The sequence below is a fragment of the Aequorivita sinensis genome (genome assembly GCF_006346335.1).
Taxonomy (GTDB): domain Bacteria; phylum Bacteroidota; class Bacteroidia; order Flavobacteriales; family Flavobacteriaceae; genus Aequorivita; species Aequorivita sinensis.
The window spans coordinates 160,466-181,208 of sequence record NZ_VDMC01000002.1 but is presented as its reverse complement, the minus strand read 5'-3'; the positions used below and the strand labels follow the sequence as shown (position 1 = coordinate 181,208).

At 33.5% G+C, this 20,743-nt stretch carries 23 protein-coding genes; 13 read left to right on the top strand and 10 right to left on the bottom strand.

Annotated features, from left to right (window positions below; all coding sequences use genetic code 11):
* Positions 1 to 8: 8 nt before the first annotated feature.
* The gene (locus tag FHP04_RS03825; RefSeq protein WP_139854665.1) at positions 9 to 338 is read right to left on the bottom strand and encodes a translation initiation factor; all 330 of its coding nucleotides are present in this window, start codon (positions 336 to 338) and stop codon (positions 9 to 11) included.
* A 72-nt stretch (positions 339 to 410) separates the two neighbouring features.
* Positions 411 to 1,361 carry an isopenicillin N synthase family dioxygenase gene (locus FHP04_RS03820; protein WP_139854664.1) on the bottom strand — a complete coding sequence of 317 codons (951 nt, stop codon included), beginning with the start codon at positions 1,359 to 1,361 and terminating at the stop codon, positions 411 to 413.
* Positions 1,362 to 1,615: 254 nt separating this feature from the next.
* On the opposite strand from FHP04_RS03820, the gene FHP04_RS03815 reads away from it, so the two are divergent.
* The 11 genes from FHP04_RS03815 to FHP04_RS03765 all read left to right on the top strand — a co-directional run bounded on the left by FHP04_RS03815 (position 1,616) and on the right by FHP04_RS03765 (position 10,837).
* Positions 1,616 to 3,622 (top strand): alpha-ketoacid dehydrogenase subunit alpha/beta, encoded by a 2,007-nt coding sequence (locus FHP04_RS03815; protein ID WP_139854663.1) that lies wholly within the window; start codon positions 1,616 to 1,618, stop codon positions 3,620 to 3,622.
* Between the two features lie 97 nt (positions 3,623 to 3,719).
* On the top strand, positions 3,720 to 3,881 hold the full coding sequence (locus tag FHP04_RS03810) for a DUF1328 family protein (protein WP_139854662.1): 162 nt from the start codon (positions 3,720 to 3,722) through the stop codon (positions 3,879 to 3,881).
* A 46-nt stretch (positions 3,882 to 3,927) separates the two neighbouring features.
* Complete coding sequence (locus FHP04_RS03805; protein WP_139854661.1) at positions 3,928 to 4,407, top strand: lipocalin family protein; 480 nt, start codon at positions 3,928 to 3,930, stop codon at positions 4,405 to 4,407.
* 6 nt (positions 4,408 to 4,413) lie between these two features.
* Complete coding sequence (locus tag FHP04_RS03800) at positions 4,414 to 5,121, top strand: OmpA family protein (protein ID WP_139854660.1); 708 nt, start codon at positions 4,414 to 4,416, stop codon at positions 5,119 to 5,121.
* A 70-nt stretch (positions 5,122 to 5,191) separates the two neighbouring features.
* Entirely contained in the window at positions 5,192 to 6,319 is a 1,128-nt protein-coding gene (locus FHP04_RS03795; protein ID WP_139854659.1) for an NAD(P)/FAD-dependent oxidoreductase, read from the top strand.
* On the top strand, positions 6,316 to 7,035 hold the full coding sequence (locus tag FHP04_RS03790) for a methyltransferase domain-containing protein (protein WP_139854658.1): 720 nt from the start codon (positions 6,316 to 6,318) through the stop codon (positions 7,033 to 7,035). Before FHP04_RS03795 ends, FHP04_RS03790 begins: the two co-directional genes overlap by 4 nt.
* Positions 7,035 to 8,084: a type III polyketide synthase gene (locus FHP04_RS03785; RefSeq protein WP_394344265.1), complete on the top strand. Its 1,050-nt coding sequence runs from the start codon at positions 7,035 to 7,037 to the stop codon at positions 8,082 to 8,084. The genes FHP04_RS03790 and FHP04_RS03785 overlap by 1 nt, the downstream gene beginning before the upstream one ends.
* Before the next feature lie 11 nt (positions 8,085 to 8,095).
* Positions 8,096 to 8,863 (top strand): SDR family oxidoreductase, encoded by a 768-nt coding sequence (locus FHP04_RS03780; RefSeq protein ID WP_139854656.1) that lies wholly within the window; start codon positions 8,096 to 8,098, stop codon positions 8,861 to 8,863.
* Between the two features lie 14 nt (positions 8,864 to 8,877).
* A complete protein-coding gene (locus tag FHP04_RS03775) occupies positions 8,878 to 9,318 on the top strand; it encodes a 3-hydroxyacyl-ACP dehydratase FabZ family protein (RefSeq protein WP_139854655.1) in 441 nt (146 codons plus the stop codon).
* A complete protein-coding gene (locus FHP04_RS03770; protein WP_139854654.1) occupies positions 9,311 to 10,585 on the top strand; it encodes a beta-ketoacyl-[acyl-carrier-protein] synthase family protein in 1,275 nt (424 codons plus the stop codon). The genes FHP04_RS03775 and FHP04_RS03770 overlap by 8 nt, the downstream gene beginning before the upstream one ends.
* A 3-nt stretch (positions 10,586 to 10,588) precedes the next feature.
* Positions 10,589 to 10,837, top strand: coding sequence for an acyl carrier protein (locus FHP04_RS03765; RefSeq protein WP_139854653.1), 249 nt, complete (start codon positions 10,589 to 10,591; stop codon positions 10,835 to 10,837).
* 112 nt (positions 10,838 to 10,949) lie between these two features.
* Here FHP04_RS03765 and FHP04_RS03760 read toward each other — a convergent pair whose 3' ends face one another.
* The 3 genes from FHP04_RS03760 to FHP04_RS03750 all read right to left on the bottom strand — a co-directional run bounded on the left by FHP04_RS03760 (position 10,950) and on the right by FHP04_RS03750 (position 12,760).
* Positions 10,950 to 11,405 carry an arsenate reductase family protein gene (locus FHP04_RS03760; RefSeq protein WP_139854652.1) on the bottom strand — a complete coding sequence of 152 codons (456 nt, stop codon included), beginning with the start codon at positions 11,403 to 11,405 and terminating at the stop codon, positions 10,950 to 10,952.
* 12 nt (positions 11,406 to 11,417) lie between these two features.
* Complete coding sequence (gene hpf, locus FHP04_RS03755) at positions 11,418 to 11,720, bottom strand: ribosome hibernation-promoting factor, HPF/YfiA family (RefSeq protein WP_139854651.1); 303 nt, start codon at positions 11,718 to 11,720, stop codon at positions 11,418 to 11,420.
* 80 nt (positions 11,721 to 11,800) lie between these two features.
* Positions 11,801 to 12,760: a TerC family protein gene (locus FHP04_RS03750; protein ID WP_139854650.1), complete on the bottom strand. Its 960-nt coding sequence runs from the start codon at positions 12,758 to 12,760 to the stop codon at positions 11,801 to 11,803.
* Positions 12,761 to 12,905: 145 nt separating this feature from the next.
* Between FHP04_RS03750 and FHP04_RS03745 the strand changes: the two genes are divergently transcribed.
* Positions 12,906 to 13,508 (top strand): nitroreductase family protein, encoded by a 603-nt coding sequence (locus tag FHP04_RS03745; RefSeq protein ID WP_139854649.1) that lies wholly within the window; start codon positions 12,906 to 12,908, stop codon positions 13,506 to 13,508.
* Positions 13,509 to 13,512: 4 nt separating this feature from the next.
* The gene (locus tag FHP04_RS03740) at positions 13,513 to 13,713 is read left to right on the top strand and encodes a hypothetical protein (RefSeq protein WP_139854648.1); all 201 of its coding nucleotides are present in this window, start codon (positions 13,513 to 13,515) and stop codon (positions 13,711 to 13,713) included.
* Positions 13,714 to 14,022: 309 nt separating this feature from the next.
* Here the strand turns inward: FHP04_RS03740 and FHP04_RS03735 are convergent, their stop codons facing one another.
* From FHP04_RS03735 to rapA, 5 genes are all read right to left on the bottom strand, one after another.
* Positions 14,023 to 15,018, bottom strand: a complete 996-nt coding sequence (locus tag FHP04_RS03735) for an NADP-dependent oxidoreductase (RefSeq protein ID WP_139854647.1) — start codon at positions 15,016 to 15,018, stop codon at positions 14,023 to 14,025.
* 213 nt (positions 15,019 to 15,231) lie between these two features.
* Positions 15,232 to 15,630: a GlcG/HbpS family heme-binding protein gene (locus FHP04_RS03730; RefSeq protein ID WP_139854646.1), complete on the bottom strand. Its 399-nt coding sequence runs from the start codon at positions 15,628 to 15,630 to the stop codon at positions 15,232 to 15,234.
* Between the two features lie 122 nt (positions 15,631 to 15,752).
* Positions 15,753 to 16,592, bottom strand: a complete 840-nt coding sequence (locus tag FHP04_RS03725) for a helix-turn-helix domain-containing protein (RefSeq protein ID WP_139854645.1) — start codon at positions 16,590 to 16,592, stop codon at positions 15,753 to 15,755.
* A 449-nt stretch (positions 16,593 to 17,041) separates the two neighbouring features.
* Positions 17,042 to 17,884 (bottom strand): M28 family peptidase, encoded by an 843-nt coding sequence (locus FHP04_RS03720; RefSeq protein ID WP_139854644.1) that lies wholly within the window; start codon positions 17,882 to 17,884, stop codon positions 17,042 to 17,044.
* Between the two features lie 18 nt (positions 17,885 to 17,902).
* Positions 17,903 to 20,737, bottom strand: a complete 2,835-nt coding sequence (gene rapA / locus FHP04_RS03715) for an RNA polymerase-associated protein RapA (protein WP_139854643.1) — start codon at positions 20,735 to 20,737, stop codon at positions 17,903 to 17,905.
* Between the last annotated feature and the right edge of the window lie 6 nt (positions 20,738 to 20,743).

Below are 20,743 nucleotides of genomic sequence, written 5' to 3'. Positions count from 1 at the left end.
AACTTCAGTTACCCTCCTACACGTTTTACTTTAAATCCCTTATCCTTCAAAAACTTCATTATCTTATCGCGATAATCACCTTGAATTATAATTTGTTCATTTTTAAAACTTCCACCAACACTTAAAAGCTTCTTTATTTCTTTCGAAAGTATTTTAAAATCCGAATCTGCACCATTATACCCTTCAATTATAGTAATAGGTTTGCCTTTTCGTTTTTCGTATTTACAAATAAGAGGCTCGTCTTGTAACCAAATTGTTGATTCTTCCTCTGTTTCAGGAACGTCTTCTGGTTCGTGATCTGGAAATAGGTTTTTTAATTGGTCTTCTAAAGAATTCAAATTGTAAAGTTTAAGATTTATATTTCGCTATTCTCAATATCAAAAATTGGGTGTTGAGTGAAGTCGAAAAGGCTACTTTTTTATCAGTCCGATTTCTACCAAACGTTGGTGAAGAAACTCTCCTGCAGTAATATCCTCATATGCTTTAGGATGATCTTCATCGATACACTCTGGCATACAGTTTAATTTCATATCACTACGAGGGTGCATAAAGAAAGGAATAGAATAACGAGGTGTATCCCATTCTTCACGAGGTGGATTTACTACGCGATGTATAGTTGAACGAAGTTTGTTATTAGTATGACGCTCTAACATATCACCTACGTTTATTACTAGTTCATCTTCATTTGGGATTGCATCAATCCATTCTCCATCTTTTCTCAATACTTGTAAGCCTCCTGCAGAAGCTCCCATTAAAAGTGTGATTAAATTTATATCGCCATGAGCACCTGCACGAACAGCTCCTTTTGGCTCTTCAGTAATAGGAGGGTAGTGGATTGGCCTTAAAATACTGTTTCCGTTATTAGCCCAATGATCGAAGTAAAACTCATCTACTCCAATATATAATGCCAAAGCTCTTAGTACGTAAATTCCAGTTTTTTCAAGCATTCTGTAGGCTTCCATTCCTGTATGATTAAAGTCTGGAAGTTCACTTACTTGCACGTTTTCAGGGTAATCTTCATCTAAATTGGCGTCTACAGATGGTTCTTGACCAAAATGCCAAAACTCTTTTAAATCTCCTTCTTTTTTACCCTTAGCATGTTCTTTTCCAAAAGAAATATATCCGCGTTGGCCACCAAGACCTTCAATTTCGTATTTCTTTTTTGTTTCTTCAGGAAGTGCAAAAAAGCTTTTCACTTCTTTATAAAGTTCATCAACTAAATTATCACTAAGAAAGTGATTTTTAAGTGAAACAAATCCTATATCTTCATAAGCCGAACCAATTTCGTCTACAAACTTTTGTTTTCTTTTAGGATCTTCAGAAAGAAAATCAGCTAAATCAACACTTGGTATATTATTCATAGTTTCAATTTTTTAATGAATTTATTAATTGTTTAGAAATTAAAGATTTAGGAAATAAGCCTAAGTCTGTAATTTATAATCAACTACATTTTTGTATAACTATTATAAGCTACTTTAAAATTCTTACAATTCTCAATGAATTTTAGATTTACAAATATACCAAATTGTTAAAGTTTATACGAAGTTAAAATTTGCTATAATAATCCTTTTAGATGCAGGTTTTTTCCTAATTTTGATAGTTATAACTTTTTAAGATGAAAACTGAAACAACTCCACAAATATTCTATAATTACGACCGAAAAGGTCTTGATGACTCTACATTATTAAAATTGTATCGCGCTATGTTAAAGCCGCGAACAATTGAAGAAAAAATGCTAATTCTTCTTCGTCAAGGAAAGATTTCAAAATGGTTTAGTGGAATAGGGCAGGAAGCAATTTCTATTGGAGTAACCTCTGTATTAGAAAAAGATGAATACATCTTACCTATGCACCGAAACCTAGGGGTTTTTACCTCTCGTGAGATTCCTTTACATAGATTATTCTCACAGTGGCAGGGAAAAGCCAATGGTTTTACCAAAGGTAGAGATAGAAGTTTCCACTTTGGAACACAAGAATTCCACATTATTGGTATGATTTCACACCTAGGTCCTCAATTTGGTGTTGCTGATGGAATAGGATTAGCCAATAAATTAAAAAACAACAAGAAAGTTTGCGCTGTATTTTCAGGAGAAGGAGGAATGAGCGAAGGTGATATACATGAAGCATTAAACGTAGCGTCTGTATGGCAACTTCCGGTATTGTTTTGTGTTGAGAACAATGGTTACGGACTTTCGACCCCTACAAATGAACAGTACAATTGCGAAAACATAGCAGACCGTGGTGTGGGCTACGGAATGGAATCGCATATCATTGAAGGTAATAATGTTCTTGAAGTTTATACTAAGCTAAAAAGTATAGTTGAAGACATGCGCATAAATCCTCGTCCAGTTCTTTTAGAATTTAAAACTTTTAGAATGCGTGGTCACGAAGAAGCTAGTGGTACAAAATACGTTCCTTCAGAATTAATTGAAATGTGGGAAGAACGCGATCCACTAGTGAATTTTGAAAACTATTTATTAGCTGAAGGTATCCTTACTGAAGAAAAAATTAAAGAGTTTAAAGATGAATTTAAACAGGAAATTGATGAAAATTTAGAGATAGCTTTTGCAGAACCTGTAATCGAATTTTCTGAAACTAATGAGTTAAATGATGTTTATAAAGAATTTAATTATCAGGAGGTTAAAGAAAATTCAGAAAAAGAAAATATTAGATTGATTGACGCTATTTCTCAGGGCTTAAAACAATCTATGGAACGCCACGACAACCTTGTGATAATGGGACAAGACGTAGCGGAATACGGTGGTGTTTTTAAAATCACAGAAGGCTTTGTAGAGCAATTTGGGAAAGACAGAGTTAGAAACACTCCTATATGTGAATCAGCTATTGTATCTACGGGAATGGGGCTTTCAATAAACGGTTTTAAAGCAGTTGTAGAAATGCAGTTTGCAGATTTTGTTAGTTCTGGATTTAACCCGATAGTTAATTATTTAGCAAAAAGTCATTACCGATGGAACGAAAAAGCTGATGTAGTAATTAGAATGCCTTGTGGAGCAGGAGTAGGTGCGGGACCATTCCACAGTCAAACAAATGAAGCTTGGTTTACACATACACCAGGGTTAAAAGTTGTATACCCTGCTTTTCCTTATGATGCAAAGGGATTATTAGCAACAAGCATTGAAGATCCAAACCCAGTCCTTTTCTTTGAACATAAAGCACTGTATAGAAGTATCCGACAAGATGTTCCTACTGATTATTTTACATTACCATTAGGCAAAGCAGCCTTACTAAAAGAAGGAGAAGATATTACTATCATAACCTATGGAGCAGGAGTGCATTGGGCGCTTGAAACTCTTGAGCAAAACCCTGAAGTTAAGGCAGACCTAATAGATTTGCGAACACTTATGCCTTTAGATACAGAAACTATATATAAATCTGTAAAGAAAACAGGGAAGGCTATAATTCTTCAAGAAGACTCCATGTTTGGAGGAATAGCATCTGATATTTCAGCTTTAATTACAGAGAATTGTTTCGAACAATTGGATGCACCTGTAAAACGTGTGGCTAGTTTAGAAACACCAATCCCTTTTGCCGCAAATCTTGAAAAAGGTTACCTTTCTAAAGGAAAATTTAAAAAAGAACTATTTAACTTATTATCTTATTAATCATTTAACACTCTCTGTTAAACTTTAGATAAAGGAAATACAAACGTTAAAATTGTTGTTTACTTTAGTGAAATACTAATCATTAAAACTAAACAATATGGTACGCTGGATTATTATTTTCTTGGTAATAGCAATAATTGCTGGAATCTTTGGATTCGGGGGCATCGCAGATGGTGCAACTGACATCGCAATGATTATTTTTTGGATTTTTATTGTATTACTAGTGCTATCCCTACTTTCTAGACTATTTAGAAAATAGTGTTATTCTAACCAATTTATTTACAAACAAATCACATTTTAAAATTATGAAAAAACTAATTATGTTAGCACTAGTTGCTGCAACCGCTTTTGCTTGCGGTACCCCAAAAACAGTACAAGAATCTCGTAAAGTAATTAAAGGTTACTGGAATTTAGATGAAGTTTCATACGATTCGTCTGGTACATTTAACGTTACAATGTTTAATGACACATCTGCAGAATGTTTTGAAGGCAGTATGTGGCGTTTTATCCCTAACAATAATACTGGTAGATACAATATCGAAAATTCTAATTGTCCTACTGGTGAACGTAACTTTATTTTTACAATTCAAGAAATAGATCCAACAAGTGGGTTGTATGATTTCTTACTTAAACCTACAAATGCCAAAGGTAAATCAGATACAAATGCTGGTTATAGATTGCGCTTAACTCAACTTAACGAAAATTCAATGCGTTGGGAGCAAACTGTAAATCTTGATGGTAAACCATTTAAAATTAATATGAACTTTTCTAAAATAAACGAATAAAAACTTATGAAAACTTTTTTTAAACAAACCGCATTAGTTGCTTTAGCATTTACACTAGTAATAAGCTTAGGAAGCTGTGAAGCAACTAGAAACGCAAATAATAAACAAAAGGGCGCTGTAATTGGTGCTACTGGTGGGGCTGTACTCGGTGCCATATTAGGAAATAATATTGGAAAAGGAGGAAACAGCGAACTAGGAGCAGTAATTGGTGGTGTAGTTGGTGGTAGTGCTGGTGTAATTATCGGTAACAAAATGGATAAACAAGCACAAAAAATTGAAGAGGAAATTCCTGGAGCTCAAGTAGAAAGAGTTGATGATGGAATTGTAGTTACTTTTGATGAAAACAGTGGTGTTTATTTTGCTACTAACAAATATAACTTAAACACTCAATCTCAAGAAACTCTTGATAGATTGGCAAATGTATTAAAGGAATACCCTGATACTAATATTTTGGTAGTAGGACATACTGATAGTACAGGTCCAAGAGATTTTAATATGACACTTTCTAGAGATCGAGCTAATTCGGTAACCAATTATTTCGTATCTCAAAAAGGACTTGGTTCTGGAAGAATTACAACTAAGTGGTTCGGACCTGATACTCCTATTGCAGACAATAGTACTGTAGAAGGAAGAGCTAAAAACAGACGTGTAAACATTGCTATCGTTCCAAATGAAAAAATGAAGAATGATGCAAAGAACGAAGCTGGAGAATAATTAATATTTGAAAGTATTTTAAATCCCGCCCATAATTGGAGCGGGATTTTTTATTTTTATTAGATATATTATGGTTAGAAAGAATAAATGGGATTTAATTATAATTGGTGGAGGTCTTGCAGGCCTTACCACTGCTTTATCTTTATCTAATCATAACTTAAAGATATGTTTGATTGAAAAGAATACATATCCAAACCATAAAGTGTGTGGTGAATATGTAAGTAATGAAATTCTACCATATCTAACTTCCTTAAACATTGATCCTTTTTCTATTGGAGCGAAAAAAATCACAAGATTCAATCTCACGAATTTAGAAGGTACAACTCTTAACACTGATCTTCCATTAGGTGGCTTCGGAATTAGTCGTTACGCTTTTGATAATTTAATTTTTGAATCTTTAAAGAATGAAATAGAAATAAAATTTGATACTGTTGAGAAAATACTTTTTCAAGATGGGAATTTTAAAGTTTCTACTCAGAATAAAGAAATCTTTACAGCGGAATTTGTTGTGGGAGCATTTGGAAAAAGATCGAATATTGATTCTTTTTTAAAAAGAGATTTTATATTACAAAAATCCCCTTGGCTTGCTGTTAAGGGTCATTATGAGTTTGATTTTCCTGACGATACTGTGGCTTTACACAATTTTAATGGCGGATATTGCGGCCTTAGTAAAATCGAAACTAATGCTGTTAATGCTTGTTATTTAACCACTTTTAAAGCATTTAAAAAATATGGTGATATTGATGCTTTTCAGAGTAACGAAATGAGTAAGAACCCATTTCTAAAAGAGTTTTATAAAACTGCAAAACCCATTTTCGAGAAATCATTAACTATTAGTCAAGTTTCTTTTCAAAAAAAGAAACCCGTAGAAAATCATATCTTTATGATTGGTGACAGTGCTGGATTAATTCATCCATTATGTGGAAACGGAATGGCAATGGCAATTAGAAGTGCTCAAATATTTTCAAATTTATTTTTAGAAGTAATGCAGAAAGATAGTTTTAACAGAGGTATTTTAGAAGTGAATTACACTCGATTATGGAATAATGAATTTGGAAAAAGACTAAAAACAGGAAGAGCCATTCAAACTTTGTTGATGAACCATTTTAGTTCAAAAATTGGATTTTCCGTAGCCAAAACATTTCCATCAATAATTCCTATACTAATTAAAAAAACACATGGTAATCCTACTAAATGATTAGTTTCAGCCATAAAAATAGATCTTCTCAAAAAGAAGTGATGGACAGTTTGGATTTTCAAGGAGATGAATTGAATAATCTACTGCTTGACTTAAAAGCTATAAACAAGTGGTTGGGGGGCAATCACATTACCATTGATGGGGTTAAAAAGTTAATAAAAAATCACTCTAGAGACAATGCCGTTACAATAATTGATATAGGGTGTGGCGACGGAGAAATGCTAAGAAAATGTGCTGATTATTCTGTAAAGCAAAATTTAAGATTTAAGCTTATTGGTATAGATTTCAATGAAAACATATTAGAAATAGCCAAATCCAAAAGCGTTGGTTATTCAAATATTTCATTTCTTAATATGGATGTCGTAAACAATACAGAAGCAATACCTGAAAGCGATATTGTTTTATGTACATTATTTCTTCATCACTTCAAAAATGAAGAAATAGAAAAGTTATTAAAAAAGTTTTTGGTCAAGTCACGATTAGGGATAGTTATAAATGATTTAGAAAGAAGTAAACTAGCATTTAATTTGTTTAAATTGGTACATAAATTATTTCTGAAAACAAAAACGGCTAGACACGACGGTTTAATATCCATCGCAAGAGGTTTTAAAAAAAATGAACTAGTTAGGTTTTCAGGGCATATTCCAAATCAAAAAAGTACTATCCGTTGGTGTTGGGCTTACAGATTTCAATGGATTATAAATAAAAATAAATAATGGTAAAAATCAAAACAGTTTCGACTCAAGTAGCTCAACATGGTAGAGAAACACCTGAGATTATTGAGCTAGTTAAAAATTGGATGAGCGATCAAGATAACCGATACAAACGTAAAGTAGTGAAAATAATGGAAGGAGCAGGGGTGGACAAACGCTATTCTATTATGAACCCTGTAGAAGTATTTGAAAATCCCAGTTTTGAATCTCGTAATGACATTTACATTAAGGAAATAAAAAAGATGGGCAAAGAATGCCTACAAAAAGCACTAAATAAAGCAAATTGGAAGCCTACTGATATTGATTTTATTATTACCGTAAGTTGTACAGGAATTATGATTCCATCGGTTGATGCTTATCTAATTAATGATCTTAAAATGAGGGATGATGTAGTGCGTTTACCCGTAACTGAAATGGGGTGCGCTGCTGGTGTTTCTGGAATAATCTATGCTCGAAATTTTTTAAAAGCGAATCCGGGAAAAAGAGCAGCTTTAGTTTCAATAGAAGCTCCAACTGCCACCTTTCAAATTAATGATTATTCAATGGCAAATATTGTAAGTACCGCAATATTTGGAGATGGTGCTGCTTGTGTTCTATTATCTTCTTGTGAAGAGGATGCTGGGCCTGAGATAATTGCTGATGAAATGTATCATTTCTATGACGCAACTGATATGATGGGATTTAAGCTTGTAGATACTGGATTACAAATGATACTAGATAAAGAAGTACCTGAAAAAATAGCAGAACACTTCCCTAAAATTATTCACCCATTTTTAAGAAAGAATGGTTTAGCAATTGAAAATATAGACCACCTTATTTTCCACCCTGGAGGTAGAAAAATTGTAGAAACTGTGGAAGAACTTTTTGGTAAATTGGGGAAAAATATTACCGATACCAAGGAAGTATTAAGGCTCTATGGAAACATGAGTAGTGCCACCGTCCTTTTTGTTCTAGAAAGATTTATGACACGAAATCCTGAAGCTGGATCCTATGGACTTATGTTAAGCTTTGGCCCAGGATTTTCTGCTCAGCGCATATTGTTAAAGTTTTAAGGTAAGGGACTATGAGTTTAAAAAATCAATGGGCAGTGATTTTAGGTGGAAGTAGTGGTTTAGGTCTTGCAAGTGCTATAAAACTAGCTTCTGAAGGTATGAATATTTGTATTGTTCATAGAGATAGAAAAAGTAACATACCTGAATTTGAAGGTGAAGTTTCTAAATTAAAAGCGTTTGGAGTAGATATAAAAACTTTTAATAAAGATGCTTTAAATAAAGAGGTAAGAAATCAAATAATTTCTGAATTACCGGAAAAGAGTGTGAAACTGTTATTACATAGTATTGCGAAAGGAAGTTTAAAGGCTATGACTCACGATGGAACTAATCTTGACAAACAAGATTTAGATATAACAATACATGCAATGGCAACTAGTTGGTACGAGTGGACTCAAGCTTTAATCCAACAGAATAAATTTGCAGATAGTGCTAGAAATTTAGCTTTTACAAGTGAAGGAAATACTAGGGTTTGGCCTGGTTATGCAGCAGTTTCAGCTGCAAAATCGGTTTTAGAATCTTTAATGAGAAGCATGGCTGTAGAACTTGCTTCACTTAATTTAACATCCAATTGTATTCAAGCAGGTACCACACAAACAGCATCTTTTAAAATGATTCCAGGTAGTGAGAAATTAGCGGAAATGAGTAAAATGAGAAATCCATTTAAAAGAATGACTCAAGCAGAAGATGTCGCAAATGTGGTTTTTTTACTTTGCAAAGATGAAGCTAAGTGGATAAATGGAACTATTATAAAAGTGGATGGTGGCGAAAGTCTTCGGTAATTAAAAAATAAGATTTGAAGAGCGATAATATAATAAAATTACTTCCTTACGGAGCCGAGTTTTTATTTGTGGACAAACTCACTATGATTTCTACTGAAATGGTCGAGGGCTATTATACTTTTAAAAAGGACGAATATTTTTACCAAAGTCATTTTAAAGAAAATCCTGTAACACCAGGGGTAATCCTAATAGAGTGCATGGCTCAAATCGGGCTTGTGTGTTTGGGAATTTATTTATTAAATTCAGAAGAGGTTTCTGTAAAAACTTCTGTTGCATTTAGCAGTTCTCAAGTTGACTTTCTTATTCCTGTGTTTCCTGGAGAAAAAGTAAACGTAGTTTCTGAAAAGGTTTACTTTAGATTTAATAAATTAAAATGCAAGGTTAAGATGTTTAATGAAAAAGGGGAGCTAGTGGCGAATGGTGAATTAAGCGGAATGGTAAAGAAGTATGAATAATAGGGTTGTAATAACTGGTTTAGGTGTTTGTTCCCCAATAGGAGTGGGGCTGCCCGATTTTACAAAAGCTTTAAAAAATGGTAATTCTGGAATTCGTTATTATTCTGAATTAGAAGATTTAAAGTTTTCTTGTCATTTAGGTGCTATTCCTGAAGTTACTGAAGAAAAAAAGAGGGAATATCTTACGGAATTACAGTTACGAAATTTTAAAAGTAGTAGTATTTTATATGGAATTATTGCAGGAATGGACGCTCTAAAAGATGCAAAAATTTCAGCATCTAAAATTGATGATGACCCTTTGTGGGATTTAGGAATTATTTTCGGAACCGGAGTAAGTAGCGTAGAAAAGTTTAGAGAAAGCATACATAAAGTAGATGATAAAAACGCACGTAGGTTAAGTAGCAATACCGTTCAACAAATAATGACTAGCGGAATTAGTGCTTATTTAGGTGGTTTAATTGGTGCAGGGAATATTGTTACAACAAATTCATCTGCCTGTTCCACTGGTACTGAGGCGCTACTATTAGGTTACGAAAGAATTAAAACTGGCAAAGCCAAGCAAATGCTTTGTGGGAGTACTAGTGATCATGGGCCATATATTTGGGCAGGTTTTGACGCCTTAAGAATTACCAATTATAGATATAACGATGCTCCCGAAAAAGTTCCGGGTCCTTTAAGTGAAACCGCAAATGGATTTATACCGGGTAGTGGAGCAGGGGCATACCTCTTAGAATCGTTAACGAGTGCGGAAAAAAGAGGAGCCACTATTTATGCAGAAGTTTTAGGGGGTGCCGTTAATAACGGTGGACAAAGAGGTAAGGGAACTATGACAGCTCCTAATAATAAAGCTATTATAAAATGTATACAAGCAGCCTTAAATGATTCAAAAATTGAAGGAAGAGATATTGAATATATAAATGGTCATTTAACAGCAACTTCTAAAGACCCAGACGAAATTGAAAGTTGGTGTAAAGCACTTAATAGAAAAGGAAATAACTTTCCTTTTATAAATTCCTTAAAAGGTGCAATAGGGCATTGTATAGGTGCCAGTGCTAGTATTGAAATAGTTTCGGCATTAGTACAAATGAAAGAAGGATTTATTTTTCAAAATAATAACTGTGAACCTATACACCCTGAAATACTAAAGAATATTTCCATAGATAAAATTCCAACACAAACTCTTTACAAAACATTTAACATAATGGCCAAAGCGAGTTTTGGGTTTGGAGATGTTAACGCTTGTGTTATTTTCAAAAAAAATAAATAAAATATGACATCAGAAGAAATTTATATAAAAATTGAACCAATTATAAAGAACTACCTACCAGAAGATGTTTCTAAAATGGAAATTAGTAGAGAAAGTGATCTTACAAAAGAATTGAATATCAACTCAGCCCATTTAATTGATATTGTTCTAGATGTAGAAGATGTTTTTGATATCGAAATAAAAAATGAAGATCTCGAAAAACTCAGAAATCTAAATGATGTAATTAATTTGATCAAGCAGAAAACGGAATAATTAGGTATTCGTTGTAAACAGTTACCGAGTTTAAATTGGTATAAAAAAACTGTTTTTATTAGTGTAAAGGACTAGATTCCTAAATACTAATAAAAACAGTTATTTAATTTTATTACTCTATAAAATTTTCGTTTTCGGAAGTAGGTTGAATGTTTGGTGGAGTTTCGTTGGAAGGACTTTGCTCCAAACCTGCAGATTCAACTTCAAAAAACTCTAATATTTCTGTTGGATTCTCAATTTGTTTTGTTCTATTCCCATTTATAGCAATTGGTTTGGATATTACAAAATCATTGCTTTGAATAATTTTTATCCAATCCTCTGTATTAAAATCTGAAGTGTTTTCAGAATTTAGATCAAGCTCACGAGTGTCTACTAGGTCGCCAACTTTCACTCCAAGAGCTTTTGCTATTTCTACCCATTGGGTATCTCCAACTTTCGTTTTTGCTATATCAATTGCTAAATACGGTTTTTCGATACCTGTAAGATAACTCAACGTATGTGTACCTACACGTGTATTACTACTGTATATAAGTGTTAATTGATTTTCGTCACGTGCTATTACTCCCATATTTATATATTCTTAATGTGCTTGTAGTTTATCTTTTCGCTTTTGTAATTGTGTTCTAAGCTCTGTTGAAACCTTTGCTACAGAGGCCTCAAATGATGCTGCTGATGTTTCAGCAAAAATATTAGAGCCAGGCACGCTTAAACGTACACTGCAAATTTTACCTTTTTCTGGATTGCTGCTATTTTCTTTTTTGAAATAAACATCTGCACTTACTATAGAGTCGTATTTAGATTCCAATTTATTTAACCTTTCTGTCAATAAAGCTTCTAACCTTGGACTGGCGGTTACCTCGTGATATTCAAAATTGATAGTCATATTTTATTTATTTAAAATTTGAATATTAAAGATACAATAGCATAAAATCCATTCCAAACTTTTAATAGCTTTTTGTGAAATTAATCTTCCTTAATTACTGTATTACTAGAATCTGGAATTAATAAAGATGCTAATACACCTCCAGCCAAAGATATACCTATAACACCAAGAGAAAGCCATTCGGGTATTTCTACATTATATGATAGTAGCATTTTAATACCGACAAATGCAAGAATAATAACCAAGCTATAGTTTATGAATCTAAACTTCGTCAACATTCTAGAAACTAAAAAATACATAGAACGCAATCCTAAAATTGCCAAAATATTGGAACTAAAAACAATAAATGGATCGGATGTAATTGCAAGTATTGCCGGAATACTGTCTAAAGCAAAAAGAATATCGGTTAATTCAATGATTATTAAAGCCACGAAAAGGGGAGTGGCTGCTCGTATTCCCATACGTTTTATAAAAAATTTATCCCCATCCATTTTATAACTTATAGGAAAGAGTTTTTTCATATATCGAAATACTTTTGATTTTTTCGGATCGAATTCAGACTCTTTATGAGTTAGCATTCTAAAAGCTGTAAACAATAGGAAAGCACCAAAAACGTAGATTATCCAATCAAACTTATTGATGAGAGCTACACCAAAAAATATCATTAAGGCTCTAAAAACTATAGCACCTAAAATCCCCCAAAACAAAACTTCGTGTTGATATTTTTGAGGAATAGCAAAGGATGAGAAAATTACAGCTATCACAAATACATTATCAATACTTAACGACAGCTCGATTAAATATCCAGTGATATACTTAAGGACTGCATTTTCTGGGGTAAGGCCTGTAGGGTTATCAACTAGCCCTTCAGAAAATAACCAAAAAATAATCCCCGAAAAACCTAAGGCAATAGTTATCCAAATAGAAGTCCAAATTGCAGCTTCCTTGGTTTTGATTACATGAGGAGTACGATTAAATACACCTAAATCTAAGGCTAGAAACAAAATTATAAATGCAATAAATACACCCCATACTAACATAGCGAAAATTTTTCATCAAAATTAAGTTTAAATCATATTAAAATGTTCTACTGATATGTTAATAAACAATATTTCCGTTAAATCTTTTTTAAATCCTTTTTATACAATCACTAACTGATTATTTTTAATGAAAATCTTTAAAAATATGAAAGTAAACAAAACTACACCAACCGATTACCCAATTTCAGATAGTATAAAAAACAGATGGAGTCCAAGAGTTTTTGCTAATACACCAATTACAGAACAACAAGTGAAAATATTGCTAGAAGCTGGTCGTTGGGCACCAAGCGCATCAAACATCCAGCCATGGCGTGTAATATGGGGATTAAAAGGTACAGAAATGTATGATCGAATTTTTAATTGCTTAGACGAATTTAATAGTAGTTGGGCGGGGAATTCACAGTTACTATGGATTAATGCATATAAAAAAACCATGAATAATAGAGACGTGGATAACTTTCACGCCTTACACGATTTAGGACTATTTATGGGAAATGTTATCCAACAAGCAAATAGTATGGAGATTGCTGTGCATCAAATGGCTGGTGTAGATTTTAAGAAAGCCCAACAGGAATTCGGCTTTACCGATGATTATCATGTAACTACAGCGATAGCTTTTGGTTATTTTGGTGGCAACCCTGAAGATTTACCTGAGGATCTAAGAAAACAAGAGTTGAAAGAAAAGCGTGAAAGAATGTCACAAGATAAATTTGCTTTCAACGGAAACTTTGAAATTAACAAACAATAGAGCTATGAGTGATAAAAAGAAGCATGCAGATTTCCAAGATGATTATAGAAAGTCGTCAAACTTTGGTAAAACCGACAAGGCTGATGAATTAAACATAAAAGGTGACGGAGAACTGAAGTTAGAGAAAGATGAAAAAATGAAAGCTAAGGCGGAAAGGAAGAAGATTGATAATACTTTGAATAAAATTATATCTGAAGAGGAATAGACCTGTTGCAAAATATGCTATTTTACATAATATAAATTATAGTACAAATATAATATATGAGTAAAACGGCGATTAGAACTTTTTCGGTTCTATTTTACATAGATGCAGATATAGCGCCTTTAGGTCTATATCGTCAGCATTTATATAACAGCCGTTTTACGACCTAAGTTTCATTAATATTCGTAAGCTAATGTAATACTATGTAAAAATCCCAGAAACATTCGTTAGCATAAGAAAAATTGGAACGTGGAGCAGTAAATTAATAAATTGGATAACTGAACTTATCTATAAAGCCAGAATACTAATAATTTATTTTATATTAATAACAACTTTTCCTTTGGTGCGGCCGTTTGCTACGTGAAGCACAGCGCTTACTGCATCGTTTAAGGGATATTCTTTCTCGATATTAGTTTTAATTTTTTCAGACTCTACCAACTTGGTTATTTCATTGAGTTGTCTCGCATTAGGACGTAAAAGTACGAGGCTGTAGTACGCCGATTTTTCAGAAATACGCTTTGTTATTTTCCTTCTTTTCCATGCTAAATAAGTTTTGGCAAAAAAGTTCAATTTCATTCTCTTTGCAGTTTCCTTGTCAACCGGTCCCACAAGAGTTATTACTTTTCCACCTATTTTTATTACTTTAAAGGCATCTTCGGTATACTCTTTCCCCAGTGTGTCCAAAACCATATCAGCATCTTTTACAATGGCTTTATAATCTTCGGTTTTATAATCGATAACACGATCTGCTCCTAATGCCTTAACCCATTGAACGTTTTCGGTGCTCGTGGTCGTGTAAACATACGCCCCCATGGTTTTCGCCATTTGGATTGCCACCGATCCCACCCCACCAGAGCCAGCATGGATTAAAATCTTATCACCACCTTTTAATTTGCCCCGACGCAAGGCCTGGGTTGCAGTTAAGCTAACCAATGGTAAACTTGCCGCCTCTTCAAAGGTTTTATTTTTTGGTTTTAAACTTACAATATCTTGGTTTACAGAAACATACTCTGCAAAAGTGCCTTGCTTATCAACATAGGCATAAACTTCATCTCCAATAGTGAAATTAGTAACATTTTCGCCTATTTCAATAATTTTACCACTTACATCATACCCCATGGTAGCCGGTAAAGTATAGTTTTTACGCATTTTTAATTTCCCCGTAAGCACTTTTATATCTAGTGGATTTACACTGGCTGCATAAGCTTCAATTAACACTTCATTTTTGTTGTTGGATGGCTTTTCAATATCAGAAATCTTTATGTTTTCTGAAATTTTACTATAGGCTATATGTTGTACTGCTTTCATATTTTACACTTGTTAATGGCTTGTTTCAATAAACTGTCTTTCTGCTTATTATTAAAAAACAGAGACTGTCTAAAAAGTAATAGTCCGATGTCAAACTGAGTGTATTGAAAGTATTGATGTTCTAAAAACTAAAGGCCTTCGACTGCGCTCAATATGACATTTGGAATAAAAACTGACTTTTTAGACTGCCTCTTCTATATTAATTGGAATAGTTTAGATGGCTGTTGCTCCAGCTTCTGCAACGGTATGATCATTTTCAACTGAACTTCCGCTTACTCCAATAGCACCAATAATGTCGCCCGAAGCATTTTTAATTGGTATACCTCCAGGGAAAGTTATTAATCCGAAATTCGAATGCTCTATGTTATATAAAGAACCACCTGGTTGAGATAATTCACCAACAACTCCAGTATTCATATCAAAATAACGTGCTGTTTTGGCTTTTTTAATTGAAATATCCAATGAGCCTAGCCATGCTCCATCCATTCTTCCGAATGCTACTAAATTTGCACCTGCATCAACAACGGCAATATTCATTTTAGTATCAATTTCTGTTGCTTTTTGTTTTGCTGCTGCAATGGCATTTTCTGCTTGTTTTAATGTAATGTTCATAATGTTTTGTTTAAGTATCTTTTTGATTATGAAACAAATATAGGTGGATGTTTTCGTTATCAAGTTACTAAATAAGCCCAACAACTTATGAAAAAAGGTCAAGATGTAGCGTTGTTTAAAAATTACGACGGTATTTCACTCGGATTGAATCCGAATTTATTCCTAAAAGCAATACTAAAATTGGAAAGGTTGTTGTAACCAAAATCTAAATAAATATCGGAAGCTTTTAATTGGCCTTCTTTCAAAATTTCTTTAGCTTTTAGAAGCCTTTTATCCTGCAACCATTTTCCGGGAGACGTATTATACTCGTTAACAAAATGCCGTTTAAAAGTGGATAAACTCATATGACATAAAAAAGCAATTTCCTCTAACTTTAAATTGGAATACACGTTGTTTTCAATAACCTTTTTAAACGGAGATATTTGTTTTGAGATTAATGAGTGTAGAAATAATTCAAATTTAGATCCGTATTTATTAATAAGGTACAGCAACAATTCCTCAAATTTTACCGAGAGTAAATTGTTCTTGAAGATAGCCGGTGCTTCATTTATGGTATTTAAAGAATTTAGATAGGACATGATATAACTATCATTTTCAATCACAAAATAACCAACCTCATTTTTATTTGTATTTAAATTATTTACATGCTTGTTATAAAACTCTGAAAGTTTATTTTCAGAAAAAAACAACAATTTGCAATAATAGGTGGCATCGGTATCCAATAATTCTGTCCATAACCAATTTCCTTTTTTAAGAAGTAAAGACTGATTTTTGTTTACGGCCACTGCGGTATCTGCAAAATGCACCTGTTTTTTTCCAACTTGTAAAAAGCTAAACATGTGCATACTTAAATTGACTTTGCTTTTCACCACATTATTGTTCATTTTAAAATCGTAGACAAACACATCTGGATTTACTTTTAAATCATTGAAATAAATTTCGGGTATGTTTTCTATTGGCATTTGGCTGTTTTTATAACTATTAACATTATTTTTCCATATAAAATCAGAATCTAATGGGTTGAATTGTTAAAACAAATCTTTACTTTATAAACCATTACATACATTTCACTTCTATTTTATTTCCTCTCGACTTCGCTCGAAACAGATTTACTTAAAAAGTGCTTACTCGCTCCTCTCCCATTTGCTAAGTTGGAGCTTTAAAATCGTGATGGGTTTCATTAACACCGTAAAAGAAATTTTTCAGAATAATATTTTAAAAAACTGTACTAGCAACTTTTACTTTTAGCCAAATCGAGTTTGCGAGACTCTTGAACTCAATAATATAAATTAAAAATCTTGTAATTAAAGCTCGTTAGCCTTCAAGAAAAAGCTCAAGACAGGCCACACCCAGAACATTTTAGAACATATTTAAATATAGTTTAATCTAAATATATAAATAACATTTTAACTTATCCCTCAATATTAAATAATGCATTCGCAATACTACTTACCGCATTTGTCATAATCTCAAAATCTAACGTTTCAATAGTATCTGTTGCTGTGTGATAATTTGGATTGCCTTCTCCTCCAGTTCCAATCACCATTACAGCTGGAATATTAAATTGCCAATAATTGCGATGGTCTGAAGGACCGTTATTTGGATAGTGCTCTGCAAAAGAAATACGTCGAGAATCCATTGTACCATTCGCTTTTAACAACTGAGAGATTTTTCTATTAAATAAATCAAATCTTTTTATACCAGAAACTATCAATTGATTTTTGTGAAATGAATTGTTTTCATCCTTAATTTTATTTTCCCGATAATATCCAATCATTTCAAGAGCAATCATACCGATATAATTCTTATTAGTTTTTGCTATTGACTTGGCGTGAATATAGCTTCCCATTTTATCCGTTTTAAAAAAAGGAGGTTCCTCCAAGCAGAAAAACACAAAATCAATTCCGTAATCTAAGGTTAAACTACTTTCAGCTAGCATACGTGATATTTCTAACAAACCAGCTACACTACTTGCATTATCGTCTGCTCCAGCAATTTCTTTATAAACGTCATAATGAGCGCCAATAATAAATCTTTTTGATTTTTGAGGTTGGTAGGTTGCGATAACGTTTTCATATATATTTCCTTTAGCTTCCCACTTCTGCCTAGCTGTAGGTAAACCCATTTCCTTAAGTCGCTTCTCTATATAGGTGGCTGTTTTTTGAAGGCTATCAATATTTTTATAGTTTCTATATGGAAATATAGAGGTTAAGAAATCTACGTGATTGTACAGGTTTTCTGTTTTTGCTTCCATATTTTTCTTTTAACTACGCTATTCTATTATTATAAACTGAACTGCATCCATCCTAACTCTTGCATTTTTAATAAGAATTGACAGTTCTTCCTGCTCATCAAGAGCTCTTTGAATTTCATCTTGTCTGATGTTGTTATTTATTTTCTTTAATGCTCTTAATCGTTCTATTTCGTGGTTAAGCGTAAGGTTCATTTTTTGAAGCCCTTTTTCTTTATTTTTTAAACTGTATGTTGCAGCTATTTTGGTGGCAGCCGCCATCATTTTGGGTAGGATTGTTTCTACCAAATTTTCATTGTCTAATAAAGGTTCCATCTGGCCTGCAGTCAAATTCTTGTCGATAAAATCAGCAGGATAATTATGGGTTACTTCATTACCATCAATGTCTACCACAATACGTATTGGAGTATTGGGAAGGAAACGATCTATAGATACGCCTAGCTTTCTTGAGGTTTCTAACACATAGAGAAACTCCAGTAATAGTCCGCGACCATTAGAGTTTCGAAGGATACCAAAACTAGCACTTCCAATTCCAGAGGTTAGCACCATATCGATACACTCTGTGGTAATAGGATGGTCCCAACTTAGAAAACTCAGGTCTTCCCTACTCAAAGCATGATTTCTATCGAAAGTAACTCCAATACCTTCACGCGGAATTGACGAAAAAGCCTCGGTAGTTACAGAAGCGGGATGTAGAAAATAGCTTCGATAAGCTAAATCTTCCATTTCCATTTTGAAATACCTGAAGACCTTGGTTAAGTATGTTTCAAGAGTTTTGTCACGGTCTTCTAGCTTAATTCGCTTTATTATTTCATTAGAAATCTTTGGTCTAAATGAATTCATTTCAAGCAACTTATCGCGTCCCTTTGAAAGTTTTTCTTGAAGTTTCTTTTGAAAGATCGCTGTATCATTTATTAAGGCTTCCAGTTCTGGGTCTGCCTCTTTGATGGTATGGGAGTTACAAATATTACGCAGTCGATCTCCAAATAGTTTAAAAATTTTATGACCAATCTCTATATTTTTTTCAAATGCATTCAAGCCTTCGTGAAACCATCTTACAAGTTTATGTTGTGGACTATTAACAAGATATGGAATATAAATATTGATGTCCTTAGTTTGACCGATTCTATCTAATCTCCCTATTCTTTGCTCCAACAATTCTGGATGTAGCGGAAGGTCAAAAAGTATAAGATGATTAGCAAATTGAAAGTTCCGCCCCTCACTCCCTATTTCTGAACAAAGAAGAATTTGTGCTCCATCTGTTTCGGTAAACCAAGCTGCATTTTTGTCTCGTTGTACAATAGTGAGGTCTTCATGAAAAACAGCTACATTTAAATTGGCACGTTTTGTTAATGCTTCCTCCAAAGCCAATACTTTTTCTTTGCTTTTGCAAATTAATAAGGTTTTATCGGGAGAAATTTCCTTTAAAACATTCAAAAGCCAAAGCACCCGTGGGTCGTTCTTAAACCGAAACTCTTGTTTCTCTATTTGATGTTCTGTAGTTATATCGTAAACAAATTCTTTTGTAAGCCGTTCAACCCAATTTGATTGGTCTTCCTTTACTTCAAGAGGAATTAAATGTGCCTTCCGTTTAGGAAAATCACTCATAGCAGATCGGGTATTACGGAATAACACCCGCCCAGGACCGTGTTGATCTAGTAAATCCTCAATTAAATTATCCTTCGCTAATTCATCACGCTTTAGCACAGACTGTATACGTTCCTTGGAAAAAAGAGACTCTAAAAGCATTGTTTCCTTAGAGTTTAAGGCTTTATTCAAATCAAGTTTTTCAACTATAGTGGCAATGTTTTTATGGTCATTTGATTCATTTATAAAATCCTCATAATTGTTATATCTAATTGGGTCGAGCAATCGAAGACGTGCAAAATGGCTTTCAATTCCTAATTGTTCCGGGGTTGCGGTAAGAAGCAACAATCCTTTCGCCACCTTACTCAGCAGCTCCACCACAGCGTATTCTGGGCTTACCTTGTCTAAAGACCACTCCAAATGGTGAGCTTCATCCACAACAAGCATATCCCAACTTGCAGTTAGGGCTTGGCGAGTTCTTTTTTCTGAAGTTGCTAAAAACTCTGTACTGCAGATTATTAACTGATTGGCAAGAAATGGATTACCCTCTGGTGCACCTTCGTCAAGAGCTTCACAACGCGCTTCATCAAAGATATTAAACCACATGTTAAATTTGCGCAATACTTCAACAAACCATTGATGTATTAAAGATTCAGGAACGAGAATAAGTACTCTTGAAATTCGACCACTAATCAATAATCGGTGAATTATAAGACAGGCTTCAATTGTTTTTCCAAGTCCCACTTGATCAGAAAGTAAGACACGCCGGGCATAGCGAGAACTCACTTCTTGCGCAATATAAAGTTGATGTGGAATTAAATCTATTCTTCCGCCTACAAACCCATAAACAGGAGAAATTCTTCTATTATAATCGTGTTCTAAGGTTTCTCTTCGTAATGCAAAGGCGCGGGGTGAATCAACATCTCCCATAAAAAGCCTATCATCCACTCCATAATTTGCGGTAACATCACCTAGCTCGGCTTCAGAAATCTTAATGTCTTTACCGTAATATATATAAAGTCCATTTTCCATTTCAACTCTTTCAATAAGCATAGATTGCTTATTTGAATTAACAATGGTATCTCCGGGTTTAAAAACTACACGGCGCAAAGGAGCACTTTCTATGGCATAAACTCTATATTCATTGGAAAGCGGGAAATATATTTTTACTAGTCGGTTACTGGTTTCCGTTAAAATACCTACCCCTAATTCAGGCTCACCTTTACTAGTATATCTTTGATTTGGATAAAAAACATGTTTGTTATTCATTGACGT